The organism is Bacillus sp. 204(2023) (assembly GCF_037027505.1).
Lineage (GTDB): Bacteria > Bacillota > Bacilli > Bacillales > Bacillaceae > Bacillus > Bacillus subtilis.
Genome location: NZ_JAXCHE010000013.1, coordinates 1 through 25501 on the forward strand (window position 1 = coordinate 1; position 25501 = coordinate 25501).

The 25501-nt window shown below is 43.0% G+C and carries 24 protein-coding genes, 1 tRNA gene, 1 rRNA gene and 2 riboswitches; of the genes, 8 read left to right on the forward strand and 18 right to left on the reverse strand.

Annotated features, from left to right (window positions below; all coding sequences use genetic code 11):
* A 16S ribosomal RNA gene (locus tag WA279_RS19400) occupies positions 1-74 on the reverse strand; the annotation flags it as partial.
* Positions 75-539: 465 nt separating this feature from the next.
* A riboswitch (TPP riboswitch) is annotated at positions 540-641 on the forward strand.
* 99 nt (positions 642-740) lie between these two features.
* On the opposite strand from WA279_RS19400, the gene thiT reads away from it, so the two are divergent.
* The gene (gene thiT / locus WA279_RS19405) at positions 741-1319 is read left to right on the forward strand and encodes an energy-coupled thiamine transporter ThiT (RefSeq protein ID WP_326208120.1); all 579 of its coding nucleotides are present in this window, start codon (positions 741-743) and stop codon (positions 1317-1319) included.
* 41 nt (positions 1320-1360) lie between these two features.
* Here thiT and WA279_RS19410 read toward each other — a convergent pair whose 3' ends face one another.
* Genes WA279_RS19410 through WA279_RS19420 form a run of 3 tightly spaced genes read right to left on the reverse strand, consistent with a single transcriptional unit; the run spans position 1361 to position 3974 of the window.
* Positions 1361-1882 (reverse strand): GNAT family N-acetyltransferase, encoded by a 522-nt coding sequence (locus WA279_RS19410; protein ID WP_047183082.1) that lies wholly within the window; start codon positions 1880-1882, stop codon positions 1361-1363.
* 17 nt (positions 1883-1899) lie between these two features.
* Positions 1900-3429, reverse strand: coding sequence for a flotillin lipid rafts scaffold protein FloT (floT, locus tag WA279_RS19415; RefSeq protein WP_336156386.1), 1530 nt, complete (start codon positions 3427-3429; stop codon positions 1900-1902).
* 20 nt (positions 3430-3449) lie between these two features.
* Positions 3450-3974, reverse strand: coding sequence for a hypothetical protein (locus tag WA279_RS19420; protein WP_336156387.1), 525 nt, complete (start codon positions 3972-3974; stop codon positions 3450-3452).
* Between the two features lie 167 nt (positions 3975-4141).
* Between WA279_RS19420 and WA279_RS19425 the strand changes: the two genes are divergently transcribed.
* Positions 4142-4630, forward strand: a complete 489-nt coding sequence (locus WA279_RS19425; protein WP_003242867.1) for a DinB family protein — start codon at positions 4142-4144, stop codon at positions 4628-4630.
* A gap of 5 nt (positions 4631-4635) precedes the next feature.
* On the opposite strand, the gene WA279_RS19430 is transcribed toward WA279_RS19425, so the two are convergent.
* The 3 genes from WA279_RS19430 to betB all read right to left on the reverse strand — a co-directional run bounded on the left by WA279_RS19430 (position 4636) and on the right by betB (position 7998).
* A complete protein-coding gene (locus WA279_RS19430) occupies positions 4636-5214 on the reverse strand; it encodes an MOSC domain-containing protein (protein WP_123373916.1) in 579 nt (192 codons plus the stop codon).
* An 86-nt stretch (positions 5215-5300) separates the two neighbouring features.
* Positions 5301-6509: a choline dehydrogenase gene (gene gbsB / locus WA279_RS19435; RefSeq protein WP_014477776.1), complete on the reverse strand. Its 1209-nt coding sequence runs from the start codon at positions 6507-6509 to the stop codon at positions 5301-5303.
* 16 nt (positions 6510-6525) lie between these two features.
* On the reverse strand, positions 6526-7998 hold the full coding sequence (gene betB / locus WA279_RS19440) for a betaine-aldehyde dehydrogenase (protein ID WP_336156388.1): 1473 nt from the start codon (positions 7996-7998) through the stop codon (positions 6526-6528).
* Positions 7999-8196: 198 nt separating this feature from the next.
* On the opposite strand from betB, the gene gbsR reads away from it, so the two are divergent.
* The 4 genes from gbsR (at position 8197) to ktrB (ending at position 11860) form a co-directional block, all read left to right on the forward strand.
* On the forward strand, positions 8197-8739 hold the full coding sequence (gene gbsR / locus WA279_RS19445) for a transcriptional regulator GbsR (RefSeq protein ID WP_336156389.1): 543 nt from the start codon (positions 8197-8199) through the stop codon (positions 8737-8739).
* A gap of 197 nt (positions 8740-8936) precedes the next feature.
* Positions 8937-9482 carry a biofilm surface layer hydrophobin BslA gene (gene bslA, locus WA279_RS19450; protein ID WP_187954175.1) on the forward strand — a complete coding sequence of 182 codons (546 nt, stop codon included), beginning with the start codon at positions 8937-8939 and terminating at the stop codon, positions 9480-9482.
* A gap of 144 nt (positions 9483-9626) precedes the next feature.
* Positions 9627-9775: riboswitch (cyclic di-AMP (ydaO/yuaA leader) on the forward strand.
* Positions 9776-9847: 72 nt separating this feature from the next.
* Entirely contained in the window at positions 9848-10516 is a 669-nt protein-coding gene (gene ktrA, locus WA279_RS19455; RefSeq protein WP_003228942.1) for a potassium uptake protein KtrA, read from the forward strand.
* A 6-nt stretch (positions 10517-10522) separates the two neighbouring features.
* Entirely contained in the window at positions 10523-11860 is a 1338-nt protein-coding gene (ktrB, locus tag WA279_RS19460) for a Ktr system potassium transporter KtrB (protein WP_336156391.1), read from the forward strand.
* Positions 11861-11896: 36 nt separating this feature from the next.
* Here the strand turns inward: ktrB and WA279_RS19465 are convergent, their stop codons facing one another.
* The 3 genes from WA279_RS19465 to WA279_RS19475 all read right to left on the reverse strand — a co-directional run bounded on the left by WA279_RS19465 (position 11897) and on the right by WA279_RS19475 (position 14813).
* A complete protein-coding gene (locus WA279_RS19465) occupies positions 11897-12160 on the reverse strand; it encodes a YiaA/YiaB family inner membrane protein (RefSeq protein WP_003222348.1) in 264 nt (87 codons plus the stop codon).
* A gap of 108 nt (positions 12161-12268) precedes the next feature.
* Positions 12269-13117 carry an exo-glucosaminidase LytG gene (gene lytG, locus WA279_RS19470; protein ID WP_336156392.1) on the reverse strand — a complete coding sequence of 283 codons (849 nt, stop codon included), beginning with the start codon at positions 13115-13117 and terminating at the stop codon, positions 12269-12271.
* 160 nt (positions 13118-13277) lie between these two features.
* Positions 13278-14813 (reverse strand): MFS transporter, encoded by a 1536-nt coding sequence (locus WA279_RS19475; protein ID WP_251188254.1) that lies wholly within the window; start codon positions 14811-14813, stop codon positions 13278-13280.
* Positions 14814-15315: 502 nt separating this feature from the next.
* Between WA279_RS19475 and cdoA the strand changes: the two genes are divergently transcribed.
* The gene (cdoA, locus tag WA279_RS19480) at positions 15316-15801 is read left to right on the forward strand and encodes a cysteine dioxygenase (RefSeq protein ID WP_021480465.1); all 486 of its coding nucleotides are present in this window, start codon (positions 15316-15318) and stop codon (positions 15799-15801) included.
* Between the two features lie 105 nt (positions 15802-15906).
* On the opposite strand, the gene WA279_RS19485 is transcribed toward cdoA, so the two are convergent.
* From WA279_RS19485 to WA279_RS19495, 3 genes are all read right to left on the reverse strand, one after another.
* Positions 15907-15979: transfer RNA gene (locus WA279_RS19485), tRNA-Ala, on the reverse strand.
* Between the two features lie 106 nt (positions 15980-16085).
* Positions 16086-16916, reverse strand: coding sequence for an undecaprenyl-diphosphate phosphatase (locus WA279_RS19490; RefSeq protein WP_014477785.1), 831 nt, complete (start codon positions 16914-16916; stop codon positions 16086-16088).
* 92 nt (positions 16917-17008) lie between these two features.
* Positions 17009-18175: an AI-2E family transporter gene (locus WA279_RS19495; protein ID WP_336156393.1), complete on the reverse strand. Its 1167-nt coding sequence runs from the start codon at positions 18173-18175 to the stop codon at positions 17009-17011.
* A gap of 181 nt (positions 18176-18356) precedes the next feature.
* On the opposite strand from WA279_RS19495, the gene iolU reads away from it, so the two are divergent.
* Positions 18357-19343, forward strand: coding sequence for a scyllo-inositol 2-dehydrogenase (gene iolU / locus WA279_RS19500; protein WP_003228926.1), 987 nt, complete (start codon positions 18357-18359; stop codon positions 19341-19343).
* A 40-nt stretch (positions 19344-19383) separates the two neighbouring features.
* On the opposite strand, the gene rhaA is transcribed toward iolU, so the two are convergent.
* From rhaA to WA279_RS19525, 5 genes are read right to left on the reverse strand one after another with little or no spacing between them, the layout of a single operon-like run.
* Positions 19384-20658: an L-rhamnose isomerase gene (gene rhaA / locus WA279_RS19505; protein WP_336156395.1), complete on the reverse strand. Its 1275-nt coding sequence runs from the start codon at positions 20656-20658 to the stop codon at positions 19384-19386.
* Positions 20659-20682: 24 nt separating this feature from the next.
* Entirely contained in the window at positions 20683-20997 is a 315-nt protein-coding gene (rhaM, locus tag WA279_RS19510) for an L-rhamnose mutarotase (RefSeq protein ID WP_003243762.1), read from the reverse strand.
* A gap of 17 nt (positions 20998-21014) precedes the next feature.
* Positions 21015-22472: a rhamnulokinase gene (gene rhaB, locus WA279_RS19515; protein WP_336156396.1), complete on the reverse strand. Its 1458-nt coding sequence runs from the start codon at positions 22470-22472 to the stop codon at positions 21015-21017.
* A gap of 4 nt (positions 22473-22476) precedes the next feature.
* Entirely contained in the window at positions 22477-23253 is a 777-nt protein-coding gene (rhaR, locus tag WA279_RS19520; RefSeq protein ID WP_181220077.1) for a rhamnose catabolism operon transcriptional regulator RhaR, read from the reverse strand.
* Between the two features lie 57 nt (positions 23254-23310).
* Positions 23311-25380, reverse strand: a complete 2070-nt coding sequence (locus WA279_RS19525; protein WP_336156397.1) for a bifunctional aldolase/short-chain dehydrogenase — start codon at positions 25378-25380, stop codon at positions 23311-23313.
* Positions 25381-25501: the final 121 nt, after the last annotated feature.

Sequence of the window (25501 nt, forward strand, 5' to 3'; positions counted from 1 at the left end):
TCTGTCCGCTCGACTTGCATGTATTAGGCACGCCGCCAGCGTTCGTCCTGAGCCAGGATCAAACTCTCCGATAAATGGATCACAGGTTAAGTTCACCGCATCCTGCGGCGACACCTGTGTGACCTGCGTCGTGCAGGTCCTAGTTTGACTGACTACGCACATCGCTGTGCGATTTATAAAAATGAATTAACAGGTACGTTTTGTCTTGTTTAGTTTTCAAAGATCATTTCGTTACTTCTCAATGAAGCAGCTTTACTAATATAACATTCAGCTTCTTTTTTGTCAACAACTTTTTTCAAGTTGTTTTGAAGCATCTAGTTTGTGTCCGCTGTGCATCAGCGACGTTTAATAATATAACACCTGTATTTATTTATTGCAATAGTTTTTTTAAAAAAATCTATAAAACAAATAAACTATAATCCTCGCCATGATTTCTAAAGCGTGTGTATCATATAACTTTCTTAAAAGAACATATACATCAGTCATGTGATCTTGTTGTTTTTTTCGTTTTCTTGTATAGTAGAAACGAACTAAATACTGATGACCACAAGGGGAGCATTAAAGCTGAGAGTGAGCGGTTTCGTTCTGACCCTTTGAACCTGTTAGTTAACGCTGGCGTAGGGATGTGGCAAAGTCAAATGAATTGCAGATCGTAAAGCAGTGCGTGGAACTTTTCTCATCCTTCCGCGTGCTGCTTTTTTGTTGTCCTTTTGGTTGTCTGTCAATGGAAGGAGATAGATATGAATCAATCTAAGCAACTGGTTCGCCTTATTGAAATTGCCATTATGACAGCGGCAGCCGTTATTTTAGACATTGTCTCAGGAATGTTTCTTAGCATGCCTCAAGGAGGCTCGGTCTCCATCATGATGATTCCGATCTTTTTAATTTCGTTTCGCTGGGGTGTCAAAGCAGGTCTTACTACAGGTTTGTTGACAGGTCTAGTACAAATAGCAATCGGAAACTTGTTTGCTCAACATCCTGTACAGCTATTGTTAGATTACATTGTCGCTTTCGCAGCAATCGGCATAAGCGGCTGTTTCGCTTCTTCTGTCCGTAAAGCCGCTGTATCAAAAACAAAAGGGAAATTGATTGTTTCAGTGGTCAGCGCAGTTTTCGTCGGCAGTTTGCTGCGCTATGCCGCGCATGTCATTTCAGGAGCTGTGTTTTTCGGCAGCTTTGCTCCAAAAGGAACGCCGGTATGGATTTATTCTTTAACTTATAATGCGACTTACATGGTTCCTTCATTCATTATTTGTGCAATTGTCCTATGTTTATTATTTATGACAGCACCCCGTTTGCTTAAAAGTGACAAAGCGTAAAAGTGACAATCCCCCAGCGAATTCCGCTGGGGGATTGTTCGTTATCTGTTAAGAAGTGTTTTTAAAGCTGAAAGATCCGGCCAGCCAAGACCTACTTCTTTCAGTCTTACTCCGGCAATTTCAAAGTTGTCCTCCGCTACTCTTTCAGGTGAATAGGCCTGATAAAATATAATCGAGGGATTCTCCTCAATAACCCAAACAAACATACTTGAAAATCCATGTTGAAGCAAAAACTCCGCTCCTTTTGCTAAGAGCGCCCTGCCTGCACCTTGCCGCTGGCGCTCTTCCACAAGATAAATAGCGTATAACTCGCCGTCATAGCCTTCTTGTTCAGAGCGAATAGGTCCAAATGAAGCAAAGCCGAATACTGAACCCATTTCGTCCTGAGCAACAAATACTCCCTTTAACGAGCGACTTTTCCATTTGTCTTCAAATTCCTTATAGTTCAGGCTGTTTAAATAATCAATCGGGATAATTTCGTGGTATGTTGTCCTCCAGCTGTCTACATGCACTTTTGCAATGTCCTTTATATCCTCTAACTTCGCTTCACGTACAGTTACCATACGGTTCTGCCCTTTCCTTACTCTGATTTTTGGATCGTTTTGGCTTCTTTGATTTCATTTGTTAATTCATTAATGCTTTGTTTTACGTTTCCTTTTCCTGAAAAGTTCTCAAGCATTTCTTTTACATCAATTCCTGAGGATGCTTTTAAACTTTCTTGCAGACTTGACATTAAGTTCGTCGCATAGCTGGTTACTTTGTTTGCTCCGCTTGATTCACCGCCTCCTCCTGTATCGACAACGGTGATTTTATCAATATTTGAAAGAGGTGCCGCTGCTTGTTTCGCGTATTCCGGAAGCATTTTGACAATCATATCGAAAATCGCCGCCTGCCCGTACTGTTCAAAGGCAGCCGCAATTTTCTCTTTTGCTTCCGCTTCTGCAAGACCTTTCAGGCGGATAACCTCTGCCTCTGTCTCTCCTTTCGCTTTTTCCGCTTCTGCTTTTGCTAGCCCGTCAATTCTTACTTTTTCCGCCTCAGCCTTTGCCATTGCTTCAATACTGTACTTCTTGGCATCGGCTTCCGCGAGCTGTTTGGCTTTCTCTGCTGCTGCGGACTGCTCAACAGAATAACGGTCTGCATCGGCTTTTTTCTTTACCTCTGAGTCGTATTGACGTTCACGGCGAAGAATTTCTTTTTCTTCTAGTTCTATTTGTTTTTGGCGTTCGATAATTTTAACCTGCATTTCCTGCTCTGTGACTTGCTGGCGCGCTCTGGCAGTCTCTAAATCATATGCTTGGTCGGCATTCGCTTTTGCCGTATCTTGTTCTCTGCGGAATTCAGCCATTTTGAGCTGATTGAGTTTTTCAGCTTCAGCGATTTCCGTCGCTCGTTCAAGTTCTGATTTTTTTGCGTCTTTATCGGCTTCTGCCCGCTTAATTCGGGTTTCTTTATCAGCCTCTGCTGTTGCGATATCAGCATCGCGTTTTACTTGGGCAATTCTCGGTTTCCCTAATGATTCAAGATAACCGTTTTTATCACGAACATCTTTAATGGTAAACGAGACGATTACAAGCCCCATTTTCGCGAGATCCTGTGAAGCGACACGCTGCACCTCTTGAGAGAATTTTTCTCTGTTTTTATAGATTTCTTCTACTGTCATTGAGCCGAGAATGGAACGAAGGTGGCCTTCTAAAACCTCCCGCGCTTCCTGCTCACGGTCGTCTTTTGATTTCCCTAAAAATTGTTCGGCTGCTGTTGCGATTTCTCCTATAGAACCGCCGATTTTAATAATCGCAGTTCCATCGGCCATTACTGGCACTCCTTGTTCTGTATAGACTTCAGGTGTCGAAACATCGAGTTTGCTTGATAATAAGCTTAGCGGCTCTGCCTGCTGGAAGACGGGAAGGACAAAGGTTCCTCCGCCACGGACGATTTTAATACGGTTGCCGCTTTCATCGACATGAACATTTTTATTCCCCAGATAGCTCCCTGTTACAATTAACGCTTCATCAGGCCCTGCTGTACGATACTTCGTAATAAACACAGCTATTAGTGCAATTAATAAAAAAAATACAACTCCGATGATCATTATAATCGGCATTGTCATATCATATTCCTCCTTTTATGTTAAGTGGGTTCATGCGGAGTAACCGAAAGAACTCCGTTGTTAATATCTACGACTAACACCGTTGTCCCGTAACTGATCTGCTGATTATCAAAACTGACCGCTGACTTTGAAATGGTGCCTCCTATCCCTTCTATGACCACTTCACCAAACCCGTCAACCGGAACAGCTGTAATCACTTTACCGAGTCTTCCTCTGAGATCATCTTCTCTATATGCCAATGATTCTTCTGCAGAAGATAATGGTACCAGTACAAAGATGTGAAGCAATATCACCATCAGGATCGAAAGGATGCAAGATAAAAGCGCAATCAGCAAGCTTGACAGAGGCAATACAAGCTCTCCTATATATCCGCCAGCTGAAAAACATGTGAAAAATGAGAGTACTAATGTCGGATTAAGAAACGGAATGCCTTCTGACAGCCCTGCAAATACATCTCCGAAAAACAGGAATAACAGCGTAAGGCTGCCCGCAATGATCAGCGTATAAAGATAAATTGTTTGTATAGGTACTCCAAGTAACTCCAATTTCCTCATCCTTTCTTCATCAATGCATTGATGAACGGCTGCCGTTACCATTTATACGAGACACCACGGGAAAAGTTTCAAAATTTTAAGACAAATAACCCATTTGAAGTGCTTTATAAATGATAATTGCTTATATATATGGTAATGTCATTTTAGGAGGAGATATGATGAGTATCTTTAATGAAGCCAGATTAGAAACGTGGAACGAATTGAAAGGACTTTCTGACGAAAAGCTGAACCAAAAGCCTTCTGCTGAAGAATGGAGCATACGGGAAGTTCTTGACCATTTGAAAAAAATCGATATGACCGCACAAAAAATGTTGAAGGAACGTGTAAAGGACGCTCCGATTAAAGAAATTGAAGAAAAACCGCTTGAGGTAGCACAGGACAGAAATAATAAACGGAAAGCCCCGAGTCATCTTGAGCCTGCGCATGATTTTATTTCAGGCAGCCAAATGAAACGTGAGCTTGATGTGGTAAGAGAGCAGCTGACTGCTGCGATTGCCTCTCTGAAAGAAGAAGATTTTGAAAGAGTGCTTCCGCATCCTGTGTTTCAAGAGCTGACTGTCAGACAGTGGATCGATTTTATCGGCCATCATGAAAAACGGCATCTCAGCCAAATGAAAGAAATTAAAGAAAAGATAGAAAGGGCCTGATTTCATCAGACCCTTTCTGCTTTTCGTTTGACTTTTCGCTGATAGGAATGAACTTCTATTTCATCACCTGTGTAAACAGCACCAGGTCTCTCCACAATACAGACAATCCCTCTAATGCCCAGTGCGTGGCGGACGAAAGCCGGCGCCAGCTTCGGTTGGTCCGGATAAAAAGACTGAATGACTTCTCCCGGCTGGATACACGGATCATTTTCGCCCTCACACAGCAGAGCCGCTCCGCTCGGAAAAATAATCCGGCTTCCTTCTTTTAATGAAGTAAGATCTGGCATACCGCTGACTGCCACATTCGCCCCGAGCCATTCCGGCAAAATCCTCGGCACTCCCATTTTTAAAGCGATTTCGTTGCATTCCTCTATTGAAACAATTGAAATTTGTCTGCGGTTGAAAATTTCAGTCCCTCTTGAAAACATTGGTTCTCTGGCTCCCGCTTTTTTGGTCAGACCAAAATGCAAGTCTCCGGGGATGCCGCCATAATCAAAATCAAGCTTGTCCATTTGCTTTGTTACGAAGCTTTCTGTATCTGCGATATATAAGCCTTCCGCTTTTGCAGTCATACGCTTCCACATCAGCTGGCACCTTCCTTCTTATCTAAAATTTCCACTATGCTTCATTATCCCAAAAAATCCCGCTCTGTAAAGGAGCGGGATTTTGATTATACCGTTTTAGGCGTAAGGTTAAAGCAGCGTTTGTAGATCCAGTTGTATGCTTTTTCATTTAAATCTCTAGGGTTTCCGAAGGTTTGCGGATCTTTCATTGCTTCTTTAGACAAGCGTTCGATCATATCAGGTGATACTCCCTGCTCTTCTAAAGTCGGCACTTCTAAATCTTCGACCAGATCATACATCCAATTGACAGATGCCTTCGCAGCTTCTTCTGTTGTCATCTTGCTTGTATCAATACCGAACGCTTTCGCAATACGCGCAAACTTTTCAGGATAGCCCTTCCAGTTGTATTCCATGACAGGGCCCATCATCGCCGCTACACATTGGCCGTGAGCGACTGGGATAATACCGCCAAGCGTTTGGCTCATCGCATGAGCCGCGCCCGCTGATTCACTTCCGTAAGAAAGACCGGCAAGCATCGCAGCCTGCGCCATTCCGTACCTTGCTTCCAGATCCTCTCCGTCAGCAAATGCCCTCTTAATGTAATGAGCGGCATACTCAATCGCCATTAAGGCAACTGCATCCGTGATTGGCTGTGCAAATTTCATTGTATAGCACTCAATGGCATGGGCGAGCGCATCAATTCCTGTCATAGCTGTTACATGCGGAGGCATTGAAACATGAAGCTCAGGATCAATGATGGTCAAGTGCGCTGCAATCAGCGGACCGCCCGTGTTGAATTTAAATTCTCTTTCTTCATCTGTGATAACCGCCCATTGGGTTACTTCTGATCCTGTTCCAGCTGTAGTGGGAATTGTCGTCAGCGGAGGAATGCGGTTTTCCAGCGGTTTTTTCCCATCTGCCGCTTCATAATCAAGCACGCTTCCTTCGTGAGTCGCTTCTACTCCGATTGCTTTTGCTGTATCCATGGAGCTTCCGCCTCCGACTGCCACCAAACCATTACAGTTCTCTTTTTTGTAAAGCTCAGATCCTTCATTCACCAGACGGACAGGCGGGTTTGGCTCAACTTTATGAAAGAGCACCACTTCAATGCCTGCTTCTTTAAGTGATTCGATTACAGGATCCGCAACACCGGCTTTATAAATCCCTGGGTCTGTGACAAGGAGCGCTTTTGATACGCCCAGTGCAGCTACTTCCTCACCCGTATGCTTGATGGCTCCGATTCCATGCTTAATCACAGTCGGAATTTCAAATGTGTGGAATTTCTGCATGCTTTCTACCTTCATATTTAATGTCATCATCAATCTCCCCCTCTTATGAATTAAACCAGTTAACCGCTGCCGGTTTTGTATTGCGGTATACATGTTTGACTTCTGTGTATTCTTCAAGGCCTATTTTTCCAAGCTCGCGTCCAAACCCGGATTGCTTATATCCGCCCCATGGCGCTTGTGCAAAGTACGGATGAAAATCGTTGATCCAAACGGTCCCCATTCTCAAGCGGGTTGCTACCCGTTCGCACTTTTCAATGTCTTTTGACCATACCGCTCCAGCCAAGCCATAGATGGTATCATTCGCAAGCTCGATTACCTCTTCTTCAGAGCTGAAGGTTTCGACTGTCAATACAGGACCGAAAACCTCTTCCTGAACGATTCTCATGTCAGAATTACAGTTTGAGAAAATAGTAGGTTCATAGAAAAAGCCGTTTTGAAGCGCAGGATCTTCCGGGCGTTTGCCTCCTGTCTCCAGCTTCGCGCCTTCCTCTATTCCGATCTCTACATATTTTTCTACCTTTGCCCTGTGCTCCGCCGAAATAAGCGGACCGCTTTCTGTCTCAGCATGAAAACCGTTTCCGAGTTTTATGCGTTTTGCCCGTTTGACCAGCTCCGCCAAAAATTGATCATGAATGGCATCCTCAACAAGCAAGCGGGAACCTGCAGAGCATACTTGGCCGGCGTGGAAAAATACAGCGTTTAAGGCCTGATCAACCGCAACTTCTAAATCCGCGTCCTTGAAAACAATATTTGGGTTTTTCCCGCCAAGTTCAAGGGCGATTTTTTTGACGTTTCCGCTTGCCGCCCGCATGATTTTTTTGCCTGTTTCAATTCCGCCCGTAAATGAAATCAAATCGACATCTTTGTTTACGGCAAGCTCGTCGCCCACTGTGGCTCCCGGTCCAAGAACAAGATTTGCTACACCTTTTGGAACACCGGCTTCTTCCATCAGCTTAAAGACTTTGATTGTCGTCAGCGGCGTAATCTCACTCGGCTTCATGACGATTGTGTTTCCTGCAGCCAGTGCAGGGGCGATTTTCCAGCTCGCTTGAAGGAGCGGATAATTCCATGGAGTGATCTGGCCGCAAACCCCGATTGGCTCCCTAATAATTTTGCTTTCTGAATCAGGAATCGGAGATGAAATGATCTCTCCGCCATCTTTGTCTGCCAAGCCGGCGTAATATTGAAAAACATTGGCGATATCGTCCATATCGGCCTTGCTTTCTTCGAGTGTTTTTCCTGTATCAAGAGATTCAAGCTCAGCCAGCTCCTCAAGATCGCGTCTGATTAATTCCGCAATTTTCAGAACAATTTTTCCGCGTTCTAGCCCGGATAGCGATGACCATTCTCCTTTGTCAAATGCTCTGCGTGCGGCTGCGATTGCTTTGATGGCGTCCTCTCGCCCTCCCTCGCTTACAATTGCAATTTCTTCTTGATTAAATGGGTTGATAATACTGCGGATCTGTTCTTTTTCGGCACTGATCCATTCTCCGTCAATGAATAATGTTTGACTCATATAAGCCTCCTTGACGTAAATAAAGTTTGTTAAATAAAAATTTAATATTTTTAACAACCTTAATCTAACATATGGTTTTTAAACTGTCAAAGTCCCATTTCGATTTTTCTTTTTGACTTTTCCTCATGTTTCGTTAAGATAAAGAACATAAAGAAATAACTTAACGAATTTAATTTTCTAAAGGAAAAGAGGGTCAGTATGGATGAAAATCCAGAATTTGCAGCTATAGAACAGGCTCGGGATCTTGTTATTGACTCCATTGCTGAAACGATGGATCTTTACGGAATTACCCGCAGTGTCGGGATTTTATATGGAACGATGTATATGAGAGATGAGATGACGCTTGACGAAATGCGTGAGGAGTTGCAAATGAGCAAACCAAGCATGAGCACAGGCGTCAAAAAGCTTCAAGACTTAAATGTAGTAAAAAAAACATTTCACCGGGGCATCCGCAAGCATACATTTGTGGCTGAGAAGGATTTCTTTAAATTTTTCATAAATTTCTTTCCACCTAAATGGGAGCGGGAGGTTCAAGTGAATGTAGCAGCGATCGAGGAAGCTCAAGCTGATTTACAAAAGGTTTTAAGCAAGGAAGATCTCGATGAGGATATCAAAAATGAAGCACTGCAGTTATATGATCAGCTGGAAAGCTCTAAAGCTTACTATGACTGGCTGAAACGGCTTGCTGAATCGGTGCAGACCGGAGAAATTTTTAAATTTATACCGATCGAAACAAAGTAAAGCAGAAAACGCCTGGGAAACCAGGCGTTTTTTTGATGTAACTACTACAAATTTGAAAAATACGGGAAAAACACCCCATTTACTTCCAAAATATTTGATGGTAATTTTATGTAGGTAAAATTTGTATTTGGCCTTTCAGAGGAGGTGAAAAGCGGGCAGGCCTGTTTAATTTATAATTTCTTAGGGGGAATTTTGTTATGAAACGCAGATTATTATCTTCTTTGGCAATTAGTGCATTAAGTCTCGGGTTACTCGTTTCTGCACCTACAGCTTCTTTCGCGGCTGAATCTACATCAACTAAAGCTCATACTGAATCTACTATGAGAACACAGTCTACAGCTTCATTGTTCGCAACAATTACTGGCGCCAGCAAAACGGAATGGTCTTTCTCAGATATCGAATTGACTTACCGTCCAAACACGCTTCTCAGCCTTGGCGTTATGGAGTTTACATTGCCAAGCGGATTTACTGCAAACACGAAAGATACATTGAACGGAAATGCCTTGCGTACAACACAGATCCTCAATAACGGGAAAACAGTAAGAGTTCCTTTGGCACTTGATTTGTTAGGAGCTGGCGAATTCAAATTAAAACTGAATAACAAAACACTTCCTGCCGCTGGTACATATACTTTCCGTGCGGAGAATAAATCATTAAGCATCGGAAATAAATTTTACGCAGAAGCCAGCATTGACGTGGCTAAGCGCAGCACTCCTCCGACTCAGCCTTGCGGTTGCAACTAATGTAAAAGACCGGTTAACGCCGGTCTTTTTTGCGTTTTACCCTCCCCTTTTTCTCTAATCCCCGTTATCTTTTATCTGGTTTAAAATTTAAATTGACAAACACTAGAAACAGGAGTAAATTCTTGAGTGTTCAATTTCATACAGTCTCTTTTACCGCTTAATCAAACACGAACGGGGGAACCAACGATTGGCTGTTTTATTAACAGCCTTGGGGTGAATCTTACTAAGTAAGAGGGGGTACTCTGAATCCCTAATCCGACAGCTAACCTCGTAGGCGTATACAGAGAGGAGGTCTATTATCGGCCATTCTTTGCAATGGTCTTTTTTGCTTCAAAAACGTTAATTCACTAAGGGAGATATGAACATTGGGAAGAATTAAAAATAAGCAATTTGCCGTGATCGGGCTGGGGCGGTTTGGCGGCAGCATTTGTAAAGAACTTCATAGAATGGGGCATGAGGTCCTTGCGGTTGATATCAACGAAGAAAAGGTCAATGCATATGCTTCTTACGCCACTCATGCGGTAATTGCCAACGCCACCGAAGAAAACGAATTGCTTTCATTAGGAATACGCAATTTTGAATATGTGATTGTTGCCATCGGAGCAAATATTCAAGCGAGTACGCTGACCACCCTATTATTAAAGGAGCTTGATATTCCAAATATTTGGGTGAAGGCTCAAAACTATTATCATCACAAGGTGCTTGAAAAAATCGGCGCTGACCGGATTATTCATCCTGAAAAAGATATGGGAGTTAAAATCGCACAAAGCCTTTCAGACGAAAATGTTTTGAATTACATTGATCTATCTGATGAATACAGTATTGTCGAGCTGTTGGCTACGCGCAAGCTTGATTCAAAATCGATTATTGACCTGAATGTAAGAGCAAAGTACGGCTGCACGATCCTGGCCATCAAACATCATGGAGATATCTGTCTTTCCCCCGCGCCTGAAGACATCATTCACGAGCAAGATTGCCTGGTGATCATGGGCCACAAAAAGGATATTAAACGTTTTGAAAACGAAGGGATGTAGACAAAGGTGACACTTCAAAAGGATAAAGTGATCAAATGGGTTCGGTTTACACCGCCTCAAGTGCTTGCCATTGGTTTTTTCCTTACCATTATCATCGGGGCTGTCCTATTAATGCTTCCGATTTCCACTACGAAGCCATTGTCATGGATAGATGCCCTTTTTACTGCGGCTTCCGCTACAACTGTTACAGGGCTTGCTGTTGTCGATACCGGTACTCAATTTACGGTATTCGGGCAAACAGTAATTATGGGGCTGATTCAGATTGGCGGGCTTGGATTTATGACATTTGCGGTCTTGATCGTCATGATATTAGGAAAAAAAATCGGCTTAAAAGAACGAATGCTCGTCCAGGAAGCCTTAAACCAGCCGACAATCGGCGGTGTCATTGGCCTTGTCAAAGTCCTGTTTCTGTTTTCGATCAGTATTGAATTGATAGCAGCACTCATTTTATCCATCCGGCTTGTACCTCAATACGGCTGGTCATCCGGCTTGTTTGCAAGTTTGTTTCACGCAATATCTGCTTTTAACAATGCCGGGTTTTCGTTGTGGCCTGATAATTTGATGAGCTACGTTGGCGATCCTACAGTAAACCTCGTGATTACTTTCTTATTTATTACAGGAGGGATCGGATTTACGGTTCTGTTTGATGTGATGAAAAATCGGCGTTTTAAAGCTTTTTCTTTACATACAAAGCTCATGCTTACAGGAACGCTGATGTTGAATGCGATTGCTATGCTTACGGTCTTTATTTTAGAATACAGCAACCCTGGGACGCTCGGCCACCTGCATATAGTGGATAAACTGTGGGCGTCCTATTTTCAGGCAGTGACGCCGAGAACCGCAGGCTTCAATTCTCTAGATTTTGGAAGCATGAGAGAAGGAACAATTGTATTTACTTTATTATTGATGTTTATCGGAGCAGGAAGCGCATCAACGGCGAGCGGCATTAAGCTGACTACGTTCATCGTGATTTTAACATCTGTTATTGCTTACTTGAGAGGTAAAAAAGAAACGGTTATTTTCCGCCGTTCCATCAAATATCCGATTATCATTAAAGCTTTAGCTGTGAGCGTCACCAGTTTGTTCATCGTGTTTTTAGGGATTTTCGCCCTGACGATCACAGAACAAGCGCCATTTCTTCAAATTGTGTTTGAAACCTTTTCCGCATTCGGAACTGTCGGCCTTACGATGGGGCTTACTCCTGAACTGACAAAAGCTGGCAAGTGTATCATCATTGTCATCATGTTTATCGGAAGAATTGGTCCTTTAACGTTCGTGTTTTCATTCGCAAAAACAGAGCAATCAAATATCCGTTACCCTGATGGCGAAGTGTTTACAGGGTGATATCAAAAAAATCCGGCGTACAGTCGCCGGATTTTTTTATGATTCGATATGAGATTGATTTTGTCTTTTTTCCTGTTCCGCGATGATTTCGTTATCCTCCGCGTTATCACGGGTCACTTTTTGTGTAAGAATCGCACCAACTGCTACAAGTATCATAACAGCGATGTAATAACCTTTTTCATTGAGTTCCAGATTATCAGCATTATAGAGTCCGATACTAAACAAAAACACTCCCGCAAAAAAAGTAAAATAAGCTAATACTGTAAAGGCAACCGTGTTTCTGCGTCTATATTTCTGCACCTTTGTTCCCTCCCGAAAGCATAGTTAAAAAGTGATAACTTCCGTGGAATATTATACCTCAAATTCCCCGGAATGGAACAAAGAATTAAAAATACCAGTAAAAAGGGCTTAGGTTGCCTCCTTTATTTCAACAGCTGAATCATCAATCCAGCCGATAAGTTTATCATTGATTTGGAATTGGTACCATACAGACTGGCCTTTCTGTTTTTTAGACACAACCTTTATGTCTTTGCCGACGTAAGATTGGGCAGAGGTAAGCCTTATGGACCGATCATCAGTAGAAGGCTTGGACCATACGTCTTGAACGGCACTGTCTTTAATAGAGGCGTTTAAATCCACAGATTTGAGGGATGGATTTACCTCATCGTACTCATCTAAATCGTATTTTTCTACAATAGCACTGATTTTGTCAGCGTAGTCAGGGTCTGTAGCATATCCTGATGTTTGCAGGGCGGTTGCCGCTTCCTTATAATTCCCTGCCTCAAGCACCGGTTTATACTTCTTTTTATTCCACGATGTGCCACGGACGAACAATTGGGCGTGATCATCCATAGATTCAAAAAACGTGCTGTATTTTCGAAACTTCGCGCGAATGGTTTTTCTTTTCCCTTTTTCAACTTCGTCCGTTTCCATCGTGACATGATGGCCTTTATAATTCCCTTTTACGCCAAAAAGGTTGTTGGCCTTAGCAGCCAGTTCACTGTTCCCCCAGTCCGATTCGAGAATGGCCTGAGCAATTGTGATGCTGGGGAGAACATGGTATTTTTCATACAAAATTTGGGCATGTCCGGACAGACTGTCTATAAATACTTGCTGTTCATCGATTTCTTCAGTTTCTTTGGATATTTCAATCGGTTTTGATAAAGTTGTCGCTAAAACAAACAGAGCTAGCGGAATCGATACAAGGAAAAATAGTGAAATCAAGAGTTTACGTTTTTTCAGTTTTTGACGGGCCATGAAAACCTTCCTTCGAATTAAAAGATTACGAATGTAAAAGAATCTACCTTTTAGAATTTTACTTGCACTTCTAATATTTTTCAATTCTTTAGGGATAAAGTTGGGAAAAGATTGCAAAATAAAAACCTTTTCGCTCAATGAAAAGGTTTTTACCATGTTTCTATTTTTGTAAATTTCTGAGTGCATTACGATATTCCGTATCATTTATTACTTTATATGATTTGACAGTTGCCTTCGACAAACCTTGTGCTGAGACGGCCGGTTTTTCCGGAGCTGTTTTCGCTTTATCATGTGGTTTATGTGCCAGCTTGTGCCCCATTCCAGTGGCATTCATACAAAATGACAGGCAGACGAGCAGCACGCTAAGGATAAAAGAAATGAAGAAGAGATCATGATAAGCAGTCATCATAGAATCCTGTACCGAACCGCTTTGTCTGGCAGCATCTTTTTTCGTGAAAAAGCCGATGAGAATGGGGACTCCCATATAGACAAACAATCTTAAAAACTGAACAGCTGTCATTCTCTTGACCAAATCAGGCAGCGGGCCTCCCATGGCAGCTCCCATCAGCCCTGCGGCGACTGTCAGGCCTGTTCCCGCTGCAAGCATGATAAAGAGTGCCGCGAACATATAAAGAGAAGATCGATCCTGCATATGCAGCCATTGAAAATTCACAAAGACGAGAATGAGTCCGCCGATAATACCGAGCATCCCTGGTCCGACTTTATCATAAAACAGAGCGCTCAAAATAGCCGCGATCGCCACTCCGAATAGAAGAGTCAAGTTTAAAAGAATGAGATGCTCTTGAGAAATATCATACATTTGACGGAGCAAGCCTTGAAAAGCAGACAGGCTGACAGCTACCGTTATCGTCCCTGCAGCTATGATCAATAAGCCAAGCACCGGTTTTGGCAGCAGCATCAGTTTAATAGATATGAAGGGGTTTTTCACTTTATATTCCACAATCAATAGACCAATGAGCAAACATAACGTCACCCCGAAACCAATCCATACATAACCCGATGACAGCCCCCATTTTTGCAGAAAAATGAATGAAACCGCTGAGGCTGCGGCAAGGAAAACAGATAAAAGAATTCCTGCACGATCAAGCGGCTGTTCTTGATCCGCCGCTCCGTGATGCTCGTCATGAAGAAAGAAATAGCTCACCGCGACACCGATCAGGGACAAGGTGCCAAAGATGAAAAACAGCCATCTCCAATGCCCGCAGCTTGTTGCAATGGTTCCCAGGATTGTGCCGATGATAACAGAACCATAGAATCCCCCGATCAGTACAAGCAGTGCATAATTCCTGCGTTCAATCGGGAATGACAGTACAAGCATTGGAATCATAATCATCAGCATGACGCCTGTTGCCGCCCCCTGTAAAAAGCGCCCTGCCGCCATCCATGCAATATCGCTTGAACATGCGATGAGCAGTGAACCTAGTATAAAGACAGGTAATGAAGCCAGATAGACGGGACGAGCACCGAATTTTTTCCTCAGCAGCGGTCCTGCCGGAACTAACAAGGCAAAGGCCATATTGCCGATCAATATCGGATTTACTGATGTAAAGACACTTGTTCCAACCGCTTTCTGAACAAGGCCTTGAACTGACGACAATGCCGTGTTAGACATCAATCCCGGCCCGACCGCTAAGACGGCGAGCAAAGAAATCACCCAATAGTGTTTTGTCTTCATGTTGTCATTCCTTCCTATATGAATACATGCGAAACACATCATTTTTTGAAAACAAAAGAAGCTAATAGATTTTGCATACCATTAGCTTTCATTCTAATATTCTCCCTATCAGGGGAAATGATATTATTTTATTATAATTATGTGAATGAATGAGCATATAATCAAATATTATTTCAAATCGATTGTGTTTTGTCAATGGAGTAAATTTCAAGCACAACATAGAAAGCTTGAAAGCTTTTCCCCGATATTGTGTCTAGAACTGCACTTATGAATCCCTGCCCGTTCCCTCAAGCGAATTAAATCAGGCCGTTTTAATCCTTTCAATCCACTATTCCAACTAATAAACTCGAATAAGTTGGTGATAAGACAACATTTTGGCCGCACATTTTTTTGTGTTCACTGGGCGTTTGCCGCCTCTAAATTGTATATGGGTAAATACCATGAATTAACCTATGAAATACCAATGTAAGGAAATTCTAAATATTCCGGGAGGCAAAAACGAATGGAACTGTATGAGTGTATCCAAGACATTTTTAGCGGCTTGAAAAATCCATCGGTTAAAGATTTAGCAACGTCTTTAAAACAAATTCCAAACGCGGCAAAATTGAGTCAACCGTATATTAAGGAACCAGACCAGTACGCTTACGGCCGAAATGCCATCTATCGAAATAATGAATTGGAAATTATCGTGATTAACATTCCGCCAAACAAGGAGACAACAGTACACGATCATGGTCAATCCATTGGTTGTGCAATGGTGTTAGAAGGAAAGCTTCTTAATTCTATTTATCGCTCAGCCGGCGAACACGCAGAACTCTCCAATTCATACTTTGTCCACGAAGGAGAATGCCTTATTTCAACCAAAGGTTTAATTCACAAAATGTCTAATCCCACATCCGAACGAATGGTGTCTCTTCATGTCTACTCCCCTCCTTTGGAAGACATGACGGTCTTTGAGGAACAAAAGGAGGTATTGGAAAATTCATGATAGACAGATAAACTGCTCACTTTGACTTCGCTCAACTGGAGGATTCAGAGAATGAAACCTTTTCCTCAAAACAAAAAACCCTTATAAAATAAGGGTTTAAAGGTATGGAGCCAAGGGGGCTCGAACCCCTGACCTCTACGCTGCCAGCGTAGCGCTCTCCCAGCTGAGCTATGGCCCCGTATGTAACGTCATGTTTATTATAGATGATTTTATTTTGAAAAACAAGCTGTTTCCTCTTGAATTGACAGAAAAAATAAGGCTCGTAAAAGAGCCTTATTTTCGACTTACATCATGATCAAAAGCAAAATCACACCGAGAATAATTCGATAGATTGCAAATGGGACAAGTTTGATTTTGTTAATCAGCCTTAAGAAGAAACGGACGACAAACAGTGCGACCACAAAGGCACAGATAAAGCCGACGATGAAAAATGGCATCAGATCCGAGCTTAAGCTGTCCCAATGCTTCACGAGGCTTAGAAAGCTGGCTCCCATCATGATCGGCATCGCCATAATAAACGTAAAGTCGGCTGCAGCTCGGTGGTTTAATCCGAGAATAACACCTCCGGATATGGTTGAACCAGAACGTGAGAAACCCGGCCAAAGGGCAAGACATTGGAATAAGCCGACTGCTATCGCCTGTTTATAGGAAATGCGGTCGAGTGTGTCTGTCGCTGTTTTCCGCTTATTGACCCAGTCAGCAAAAAGCATCAGGATTGCCCCGGCAATTAAACCGATGGCCACAGTTTTAACGGAAAATAAATATTCATCAATGTAATCTTCAAACAAAAAGCCGAGAACAGCTGCAGGCACGAGTCCGACGGCAATTTGGGCAATGCTTAATTTATGTCCCTGCTCCTGGTCGCTTGTAATATTTTTTTTCAAGCCGAGTAAATTTAAAATTCGGTCTTTAAACACGATAGCTACTGCTAAAATGGAGCCTAGCTGAATAACCACCTTGAATGAGTTAGCAGCTTCTTCTGACATCAGATTACTTGATTTAAGCCAGATGTCGTCTACTATAATCATATGTCCTGTCGAAGAAACCGGCGCGTACTCTGTTAATCCTTCTACGATTCCTAAAATGGCGGCTACAAACAATTCCCATAGAGTCATGATTTTGATTCTCCCCATTAGACATTTATTTTTTTACATAACGGGAGCTTTCCATAAATGGAAAGCCCGTCTTATATAACTATAAACGAAAATCACACTTTATGACCCGGCGTATTTTCATTTTTTTCTTCGTCGTATAAATGTGACCGCATTTTAAACCAGTCAAATAAATGTGTCGTAATGACTTTAGCAACTGCATAGCCCGGAATGGCAAGAATGATTCCAACAACGCCAAACAGTTTGCCAGCTGTTAACAGCAGAAAAATAATTGTGATAGGGTGGATGTGAAGGTTTTTTCCCATAATTTGCGGAGAGATCAGCTTCCCTTCAATCAGCTGAACAATGGTCCAAACGATCACCAATTTAAGCAGCATGAGCGGCGATGTCACTATGGCAATGATAATCGCAGGCGTAATGGCAATCGTTGGCCCTAAATATGGAACGATGCTAGTACAAGCCGCAATGACGGCTAGCAATGAAGCATAATCCAGCCCGATAATCAAATAACCGATAAACAGCAAAAACCCGATACAGAAGCTGACAATGATCTGGCCTCTGATATAAGAGCTTAACCGATGATTCATTTCGCTTAAGACTGTGTATGTCTGTTCTTTCAATTGCGTCGGAACAAACTTTAGTATGTAGACCGGCAATTTTTTTCCGTCCTTTAACAAATAGAAAAGGATAAACGGAACCGTAACAATTGAAATGATAATCTCAGTCAGGGCGCCGATAAAATTCCCAACGCCGGTAAAGGTACTGTTCACAATTGTCGCTGCCTGATCTGAAACCTTTGTTGCGAGATCAGATATATTGATGTTCGTCGTTTGCTGGGCCTGATTGACGAAGTTGCTGCCGATCAGCTGTTTCGTCTGATTTTCTACGACGTCCACATATCTCGGGATGTTGTCGATTAAACTCATAATTTGTTCTTTTAAAAAGGGAATGATGGACACGATTGTGATCGTGATCAGCCCAATAATCAATAGATACAACAGTAAAATAGAATAGATTCTTCTTATTCTTCTTCTCTCAAGGAAATCGACGACCGGGTTTAACAGATAAAAAACAATGCCTGTCAAAATAATCGGAAGTGATATCGTTTTGAGCAGAACAATAATCGGGGTGAAAATAAATGATGTTTTTGTAAATACTAGAATATTTAAACCAATCAGTAGCAGCACAAGCAAAAATAAAACAAACTTATTATCCAAGAAGAATCGCTTGAATCTGCCGCTCCATGTTTGCAACGTCTCCACTATCGTTCCTCCGTCATACATAGTTTAATTAAATTGTACACTATCGTCCCTATAATGAAAAATAAAAACCGTTAATTGCTGGAAAAGCTTTCTCGGTTTTAACATTCTATTTATATCTATCATGTGATTTTGTTCTTTTTAAGCTATAATTTAGCTATATCATGCAAAAGGAGCGATACGAGTGATACGTTTTGCAATAATAGGAACCAACTGGATTACAGACCGCTTTCTTGAGTCAGCAGCGGATATCGAAGATTTTCAGCTGACTGCTGTTTATTCAAGATCGGCTGAACGCGCTGGCGAGTTTGCTGCTAAACACAACGCTGCGCATGCCTTCTCAGACCTTCAGGAAATGGCGGCGAGCGATTGCTTTGATGCCGTATACATAGCGAGCCCGAACGCTCTTCACAAGGAACAAGCCGTTCTCTTTATGAACCATGGCAAGCATGTGCTTTGTGAGAAGCCGTTTGCTTCGAATACAAAAGAAACAGAAGAGATGATCTCAGCGGCTAAGGCAAACGGCGTTGTTCTCATGGAAGCAATGAAGACCACTTTCCTGCCGAATTTCAAAGAACTGAAAAAACACCTGCATAAAATCGGCACTGTCCGCAGATTTACCGCAAGCTACTGCCAGTATTCCTCACGATATGACGCGTTCAGAAGCGGAACTGTTTTGAATGCGTTTCAGCCTGAGCTTTCCAATGGGTCATTAATGGATATTGGCGTCTATTGTATTTATCCGGCTGTTGTGTTGTTTGGCGCGCCGAAGGATGTAAAAGCAAACGGATATGCTTTATCCTCCGGAGTGGACGGAGAAGGAACTGTCATTCTGTCTTACGACGGGTTCGAAGCTGTTCTGATGCATTCCAAAATCTCTACTTCCTATGCCCCGGCTGAAATCCAGGGTGAAGACGGGACGATTGTAATCGATACGATTCACCGGCCTGAACGTGTTGAAATCCGCTACCGGGACGGCCGCCTTGAAAACATCGCGATCCCTGATCCTAAACCGGCGATGTTCTATGAAGCAGAAGAATTTGTCACGCTTATAAAAGAGAATAAGCTGGAATCTGAAGAAAATACATTTGAACGGTCTTTGACCACCGCAAAAATTATGGAAGAAGCAAGAAAGCAAATGGGGATTGTATACCCTGCTGATCAAGCTTAAAAAAATCCGCCCGCGTGCAAATGCCGCGGCGGATTTTTTATTAGACAATCGGAGAAGATGCCTTCCTTTTTAAAAGCACCTGTTGCTCATATTCTTTGATGTCATAAAGCCATGCCTCTTTTACCGGAACGCCCATTTGCTCACAGTAGGAATCCCAGATGGCTCCGAAAGGATATGTTTTGAATTCCTCCATCAGGGCCAGCCTTTCTGTATAGCGGCCCTCTTCCTGCAATTGTTTTAAATATCCGTTCGGGAGAAGCAGGGCATACAATAAAGCTTTGATCATATTTCTCGTTCCGATGGTCCAGGCGGCTACACGGTTAATGCTGGCATCGAAAAAATCCAGACCGATGGCGACCTTCTCAAGAGCATGATTTCGTACAATTTCAAGAGCGATTTCTCTCAATTCATCATCCAAAACCACTACATGGTCGCTATCCCAACGAACAGGCCGCGATACGTGCAAGGCAAGCTTGTCTGTGTAAAGCAGCATGGACGAGATCTTGTTTGATACCGTCTCAGTCGGATGGAAATGGCCTGTATCAAGTAAACAAAGCTTATGATTCATCAAAGCATAAGCTAAATAAAATTCATGAGATCCGACAACATATGATTCGGAGCCAAGCCCGAACAGCTTGCTCTCGATTGAATCAAGATTGTGATGTTCACTGATCTCCTCTGAGAAGATCCGATCCAGTGATTCTTTTAGTCTTTTACGCGGTGTCAGCCTATCACTCGGGATATCCTTATAGCCGTCGGGAATCCAAATATTCGTCAAGCAAGGTGTTCCTAATTCTTTCCCGAAGTATTCCCCGATACGGCGGCAAGCGATGCAATGCCTGATCCAAAATTCTCTGATGTCCGGATCAGGGTGTGAAAGGGTGAGTCCGTCAGCCGCTTTCTCATGCGAAAACAAGGTTGGATTAAAATCTAAACCGAGACCAAGGTTTTTTGCCCATTTCACCCAGTTTTCAAAATGCTGCGGCTTCAATTCGTCACGTTCTACCGCTTCCCTGTTTGTTTCTGCGTATATCGCATGCAGGTTTACGCGGTGCTTTCCAGGAATGAGAGAAAGAGCCTTCTCCAAATCTCTTCTTAATTCTTCAGGAGTTTGCGCTTTTCCGGGATAATTGCCGGTCACGTCAATTCCGCCTGAAAGCTCGCCCTTATTTACTTCAAAGCCTTCAATATCGTCACCCTGCCAGCAGTGGATCGAAATGGGCACTTGCTCTAATTGCCGAAGCGCCTCTTCAACATCAATTCCCCATTTTTCATATGCCTGTTTTGCACTGTCATAATTGGCTTTTATGGTCATGCGGCTCTCTCCCTTTATCAGTTTTTAATCCAAATAAAAAACTTCCTTTAGATCTATCGCAACAGGACTGAAATCCGAATTTGTTTTCATTAATGGCGCCATCGATTTCCACCATCTTTGGCAAACTTCCGTGTCCGCCATCTTTCTCCATTTCTCTTCATCCTCTATTTCTAAATATGCAAAAAGCCTGCCTGTTTCCTCGTCTAGAAAAATAGAATAATGGTGTGCTCCATGAGCTTTGAGTGCTTCTGCCATCTCAGGCCAAATGTCATCATGCCGCTGTTTGTATTCTTCGTACTTGTCTTGATGGACAAACATGATACTGGCTTTTCTTTTCAAACCTTTTCACCTCTTCATCATTTAGATAACGCTTTCAAAATGGTTTGCTGAAATGACTGAATGATGGTGCTTCTGTCAATGTCTTTAGGTGTAAACACTTTGATCGGAAAGGAATTTCTGACGACTTGCCGGGCTTCTTTTATGTCTTTGACTTCTTTGGCAGCAATCATTTGCATCAAAAGATTTCCGGTGGCAGTTGCCTCTATCGGCCCTGCATATACCGCTTTTCCACTCATGTCTGCCGTTAATTGATTTAAGAAATCATTCCGGGCTCCGCCGCCGATGATATGAAATTGCTCGATCGGTTTTTCTGTGATTGTTTCGAGCTCTTTGATGGCTATCGCATAGATGATGGCTAAATTGCTGTAGATGCAGCAGGCAAGTTCGCCTGCAGTGCGGGGAATCTTTTGGCGGGTTTGTCTGCAATAATGTTGTATTTCCTTTATCATGTTTTCTGGATTAAGGAATCGTTTATCATTTAAGTTTATAAATTGCTGGAATGGTTCTGTTTTTTTGGCTTCTTCTGCAAGCTGCTGGAAAGAGTAATCTGCTTGTAACTGCTGTCTGACTTCTTGTATCACCCACATGCCGATAATGTTTTTGAGAAAGCGAATGGTGTTGTTTGCGCCGCGTTCATTTGTATAGTTGTTTACTAAAGCAAGATCAGTTATTATCGGTGTTTTGTTTTCAACCCCGATTAACGACCATGTTCCGCTGCTGATATACGCCCAGCCATCATGTACGCCTGGCGCCGCAATGACGGCCGAGGCCGTATCATGTGTTGCGACTGTCATCACCTTGCACGCCGGGAGATCATAATCCAGGAACCACTCATTTCTTAGCTTCCCAAGTTCACACCCCGGTTCAGTGAGCGGCGCAAATTGCTGTTCCAGAACAGACACGGCTTCAAGCAATTCAGGATCAAGATTTCCCGTTGAGGCGTTTAAAAGCTGTGTTGTGGACGCGTTTGTGATTTCCGTTACAGCTTTTCCGGTTAAACAATAGCCTAAATAATCAGGAATCATCATAATTTTGTCTGTCTTTTTCAGCAGCTCACGGTCTTCTTCAAACAATTGATAGATCGTGTTGAAAGGCTGAAATTGTATTCCTGTTTTTTGATAAATTGCGGCTTTTGAGAGGGTATGTTCCAGTTTGTCTATTGTGTGATCTGTTCTTCTATCACGGTAGGAGATTGCTTCCCGCAACCGATCGCCTTTTTCGTCCAGTAAGACATAATCGACTGCCCATGTATCAATGCCTACGGTGCAGTGTTCATACCCAAGCGTCTTTACTTTTTGCAGTCCTTGCAGGATTTGTTTTAGCAAATGATCAATATCCCAAAAGCAATGCCCGTCTCTTTGACTGAAACCGTTAGCGAACCTGTGAATCTCTTGTATGTCAAGCTTCCCTTCATTCAGTTCACCTACCATGATTCTCCCGCTTGATGCGCCTATATCAATGGCAGTATAAATCATCCTTTCACCCTCTCTTCGAAAGAGGAACAGCTGTCACCTTCACCTTTTTGTCCTCAAGAGCTTTTACCGATGCCGGATCAAGTCCAGAATCCGTAATAAGGCGGCTGACATCTTGCAGCGAGGCGATATGTGAAAACTCGCGGTTCCCCCATTTGCTTGAATCGGCCATCAAAATGGTCTGGTCCGACCTTTCGATCATCCGTTTTTTGAGCAGCGCCTGCCACTCATTTGAATCACTCATCCCGTTGTGTACGTCAAATCCCTTACATGACAGAAAGGTTTTATTGACATGATAGGTCTCAAGTGAACGCTCTGCTAACGGGCCGGCAAACGATAATGATTTTTCAAGCAAAATGCCGCCTGTTGAAATGACTGATATGTTTTCTTTATTGCTGAGTTCAATAGCTGCTTTCATTGAGTTTGTAATCACGGTGAGCTCAATGTCAGGGAGTATTTTCGCCATGTACCAGGCAGTTGTGCTTGCATCGAGAATAATTCGGTCTCCGCTTTTTACATATTTGGCCGCTTCGTGAGCGATGGCTTTTTTTTCGATGACATTCGTGATTTCCCTTTCGGAAAAATGAATTTCTGATTCCTTCTGCTGAATACTGACCGCTCCTCCGTGGCTCCGGCTCAGTTTATGTTCTTTTTCAAGCTTTTCAAGATCACGCCGAATGGTTTCCTCTGTGACTGAAAATATGTCACTTAATTCGGAAACGCGGATGCTTGAACGCGTATTCACTATTTCCACTATTTTTTGCTGCCGTTCTGCTACTAGCATCAGTAACGCCCTTCCTCATATCGTAGTCCATCTTATATTTTTTATCATAGCATATTTCTAACGCGTAAAAGCAGCAGGGACGCCGCCGTCTACCGTGATCATGCAGCCCGTTGTTTTTTCGGCTTTGGAAGAAGCGAAGAATGCAATGGCTTCGGCAATATCCTCCGGGTAAATATTGACGAGCAATGCTGTCCGTTTCCGGTAATGTTCCTCCAGCTGATCTGGTTCAATCCCGTACGCCGCGGCTCGTTCCTCCCGCCAGCTTGAACCCCAGATTGCCGATCCTTGAAGAACTGCATCAGGCAAAATGGAGTTGACCCTAATGCCGAATTCTCCGCCTTCTGCTGCGATGCATCTTGCTAAATGGGTTTCAAGCGCCTTAACCGAGCTGTAGGCAGAGGCGTTTTTGCCCGCATAAACCGAATTTTTCGATCCGACAAATACCATGCTTCCGCCTCTATTTTGGTGTTTCATCTGTTTAAATGCTTCACGGGCTACAAGGAAATAGCCTGTTCCTAAAACATTCATATTAAGATTCCATTCTTTTAAACTTGTTTCGTCAAATGGGCTTGATGTGGCCAGCCCGGCATTATTGACGACGATATCAATGCCGCCATAAGCAAGCGCCGCTCGTTCAAAAGCTGACTGTACGTCTTCCTCCTTTGTCACATCCATTTTGACAGCCATTGCCCGTCCTTCTCCGTATGCATCGTTTATTTCCCCGGCAATTTTCTGTGCACCTTCTATATTCAGATCAGCTACGATCACGTGCCCTCCCTCAGCTGCAAATCGGCGGCATGCTGCACTGCCGATTCCGCCGGCTCCTCCAGTTATAAACGCGACTTTTCGGGAAAATTCTGCTTCCGACGGGGCCAGCGTGAGTTTATATAGTTCGAGCGGCCAATATTCGACATGGTAGGATTCATTTTCATGTAAAGAAACAAATTGCCCCAGAGCGGTTGCTCCTTTCATTACGGCGATGGCCCTCCGATATAAAGCCCCGCTTACTTTAGACATGGCATAACTTTTTCCTGTATTCACCATTCCGATTCCAGGAATTAATATCACCCGCGGGGCGGATTCAAAGATTTGATCCTCATCCTGCTGATTGCGTGTAAAGTAAGCCTGATACTCTGATGTAAAGGTCTCGACTCCTGACTTGATCAGATCTGCAAGCTTGTGCACATCTTGAGTTTCCGGATTCCAATCAATGTACAGCGGAACCCGTTTTGTGTGAACAAGGTGATCCGGGCATGCCGCACCGATTTGCGAAAGTGCTGGCGCTTGGACACTGTTTACAAATTCCAAGATATCGTCATGATCATCATAGGAAAGGATCATTTTCTTTTCTTCACTTACTGCTCCTCTGATCACAGGCATGATGCCTGCCAAGATTTGTTTTCTTTTATCCTCCGGCAGCGGCTGATACCTTTTGCCTCCAAATGCCTCATGCTGATTGATACGATCGTTAATATACTGCTCGGCTTCTTGAATGATGGATATCGTTTTTTGATAACATGTTTCAGACGTCTCTCCCCAAGTGACTAAGCCGTGTTTCTCCATTAATACAAGCTCGGCGTGGGGATTGTTTGCTACGCCTTCAGCGATCATTTTAGACAAAGTAAATCCAGGGCGGACGTATGGCACCCATACAAACCGATTTCCGTAAATGTCTTCAGCGATTTGTTTTCCATTATCCGCACAGCATATGCTGATAATCACATCTGGATGGGTATGGTCAACATGTTTGTATGGCAGAAAAGCGTGTAATAGCGTTTCAATTGAAGGGCGGGGATGTTTGCTGTCTATCATACAATGAGACAGGTAATTTACCATTTCTTCATCTGGCATTTGGTCCCTTTTAATCAGCGGGCGGATATCATCTAATTTCAAGCCGGTAAAGTTATGCGCTTTCATTGTTGCCAAATCCGAACCGCTTCCTTTTACCCACATGACTTCTATTTCACGGCCTCTAAAATCCTTTTCCGTTGTTTTCATAGATGTATTCCCCCCGCCCCAGTTGCAGACAGTGCGGTCTGACCCGATCAGATTGGACCTGTACACCAATTCCTCTACACCTTTTGGCAGCTGTGCAGCTCGCTCTGAATCCCATATATGTTTCACCATATTTGATATTCCTCCATCCCCTTTTATTTGTATCCGTTTTCATTATATATGATTTCTGTTTGTTTTTGAATTGTTTTTGTTTATTTTTGCTTTTTAACAAAAAAGAAAGCAGCAGATATGC